Below are 3,178 nucleotides of genomic sequence, written 5' to 3'. Positions count from 1 at the left end.
CTGACTTATAGCTTGCTCAACGATTGCGTCGCTATCATATCCTTTGTCTGCCAGTAACCACTCAGCTGTAAGACCAGCGATCAAATTCCTTGCTTGAGTACAATCTGCTGTTGTACCTTCTGTAATAATGACTCTGATCGGCAGACCATGCGCATCCACGGCAAGATGCAATTTTGTATTGAGCCCCCTTTTGTATAACTCATGCTCTGATTACCACCTTTAGCTCCCGCTGCATGAGGATGCACTTGACAATGCGAAGCATCTATCACAAGCCATTCATAATCTGGATCGTCAATCAATACCTCAAGCAACCTTTCCCAGACTCTCTGATTGCGCCATCGGATAAATCGCCGATGAGTATTGCTCCAACTACCGTAATCTGGAGGCAAATCCCTCCATGGAGCTCCCGTTCTTAATATCCAAAATACTGCATTGATAAAAGTCCTATTATCTCTTGCTATACCACCCCAAGCCCCTCTTCTTCCTGGCAAATGAGGTCCCAGTAAATTCCAAACTCTGTCGGATATATCATGTCTTATGTGTGCTTCCATAAGATGCTCCATTGATGAGCATAAAAGAGTAGCACATTTAAGTATTTATTTCATTTCTCGTGACTACGCTATCTAAGCAAATAATCCTTTTTTCTCTATTCTTGGATGCAAATGTATTGAAATTTTGGGAATGGCCATTTTCTTATCTTCTAAAGATAAAGCAATTAAGCGATTCAATTTCATCTCCATAATGAACATTTTCTTTATTTCATCTATATAAGATCTTCTCTATTGAATCATCAATAATCAGAATTCCTTCTTTTTCTTCTTCATACTGACGGATTTTAGGTTTGATGTATTGTCATCAATCTTTTGAATTGAATTGATGATTGTTTAAAAATCTTGTGATTTTATCATGACTGATTTGGTTATCTAAAAGGGCTGAAAGCCCTGTAGTTATTGCATACTTGATTTTGGCTGATCAGATACTCTGTATAAAGATCAAGAAGTTCATCAGACATATTTTCCTCCATTACGAGAAGGGAAATTTAAACTCATCGAATGACTTTTTCGACTAATTTCTGCGTAAGGTGAGTTACTCACTTGATTTAAGAAAAAAGGCCCTAAGATAAATTGAAAATGGTGGAACGTGGTCTAAAACCAGAAAAATTTTCGGAGTGACTACGCGTACATTAGCAAACTGGTTTCGTAGACAGAAATAACAGAACCTAACCCTTAAGACAAGGAGTTCAAATCCAAGTAAAATAGATAACGGTAAACTCAAAATATATTCAAGAACATCTAGATAGGTATCTAAGAGAGATTGCTATAGAATTTTCTTCCACTTGCCAAGCAGTTTTTTATGCTTGTAAAGGCTTAATATTACTTTAAAAAAGGTCTTGTACTACAATGAAAGAGATGAAAAAACGAAATCAATTTGCGAAAGAGCTAGAGAAGATTCTTGAAGAAATCGTTTTTATGTTGATGAGAGTGGCAGCAATAAATATTTGCAAAAAGAGTATGCTCGATTTATGCGAGGAGATGAAGTTTGCGGAGCCATTTCAGGACTTCGCTATGTCCGATGAAATCTTATTGCGGCAAAAATAGAATCTCGTCTCTTAGTTTTTTTTCTACACGGGAACCTGACATACCAAATTATTCAGTCTGTGGTTAAAAGATTTTTTTATACCAGAGCTTAAGCCTAGACAAATAGCTATGATGGAAATGCTTTTTTTCACAAATTACAAGTATTGAAAGCGATGGATACGAAAGGCGGGATGTAAAATTCTATTTCTTCTTCCTTATTCGCCAGACTTAAATCCTATTAAAATTTTTTAGACAAATTTAAAAAAACGTTCGAACAAATTGGGAGAAACTCAAAACACTAACTGAAGTTATTGAACTTCCTTTTTTAATTATTTTGTGAGAACTATGAAAATTTAATTTAAAAAAACCTGTAATATTTCTGTATGTAACGCCATTGAGAGTTACTTTAACGAATAATTTTTAAATGGAGTGGAGCTACTGAGGATTTAAAATGCGCCAATCCAACTTCAGTGAAATTTTTGCAATAGCCCAAATACAAATCTTGCAAAGCTACTAAAGGTGTCAAATGCGCCAATCCAGCGTCGGTAAGCTTATCGCACCAACTCAAATTTAAATGCTGCAAAGCCACTAAAGGTGCCAAATGCGCCAATCCAGCATCCGTGAGCTTATCGCATTCACTCAAATCCAAATGTGTTAAAGCCACTAAGGGCACCAAATGCGTTAATCCAGCATCCGTTAGCTTTTCGCACTCACTTAGATCCAAATGCTGCAAAGCCACTAAAGGCGTTAAATGCTCTAATCCAGCATTCGTGAGTCTATAGCAATCACCCAAATTTAGATGCTGCAAAGCCACTAAAGGTGCCAAATGCGCCAATCCAGCATCCGTGAAATTATGGCATCCAGCCAAATTTAAATGCGATAAAGCCACTAAAGGCATCAAATACGCTAATCCAGCGTCAGTAAGATTTCTACAACAGCTTAGGTCTAAATGCTGTAAAGCCACTAAAGGTGTCAAATGTGTTAATCCAGCATCCGTAAAATTTTTACAACAGTTCAAGTCTAAATGCTGCAAAGCCACTAAAGGTCGCAAATGGGCTAATCCAGCGTCAGTAAGATTTCTGCAACAGCTTAGGTCTAAATGCTGTAAAGCGACTAAAGATGTCAAATGGGCTAATCCAGCATCAGTGAGTTTATAGCAGCTATTCAAATTCAAGTGTTGTAAAGCGACTAAAGGTGTCAAATGGGCTAATCCAGCACCGGTGAGATTAATGCACTCACTTAGACATAAATGCTGCAAAGCGACTAAAGGTGCCAAATGGGCTAATCCAGCGTCAGTAAGATTTCTACAACAACTCAGATCTAAATGTTGCAAAGCCATTAAAGGTCGCAAATGCATTAATCCTGCATTCGTAAGCTTATTACATCCCATCAGATTTAAATGCCTTAAAGCCACCAAAGGTGTCAAATGCGCTAAGCCAGCGTCGGTAAGCTTTATACAATCAAACAAATTCAAATATTGTAAAGACACTAAAGGCGCCAAATATACTAAACCAGTGTCAGTGAGTTTGTAGCATTCCTGGAGATGTAGTGCTTTTAAATTTTTACAATTTTTTAACGCTAACAGATGGGCATCAGTCAAA

General features: G+C 37.3%; 1 protein-coding gene and 1 pseudogene. Both read right to left on the bottom strand.

Annotated features, from left to right (window positions below; genetic code table 11):
- Positions 1 to 551, bottom strand: a pseudogene (locus TY19_RS05380) (IS5 family transposase); the annotation flags it as partial.
- Between the two features lie 1,432 nt (positions 552 to 1,983).
- Positions 1,984 to 3,178 (bottom strand): leucine-rich repeat domain-containing protein (locus TY19_RS11690; RefSeq protein WP_445082248.1); only part of this gene is annotated, 1,195 nt, incomplete at its 5' end.

It is taken from the genome of Candidatus Protochlamydia sp. R18 (assembly GCF_000648255.1).
GTDB lineage: Bacteria > Chlamydiota > Chlamydiia > Chlamydiales > Parachlamydiaceae > Protochlamydia > Protochlamydia amoebophila.
This window is presented reverse-complemented; position numbering and strand designations above follow the sequence as displayed.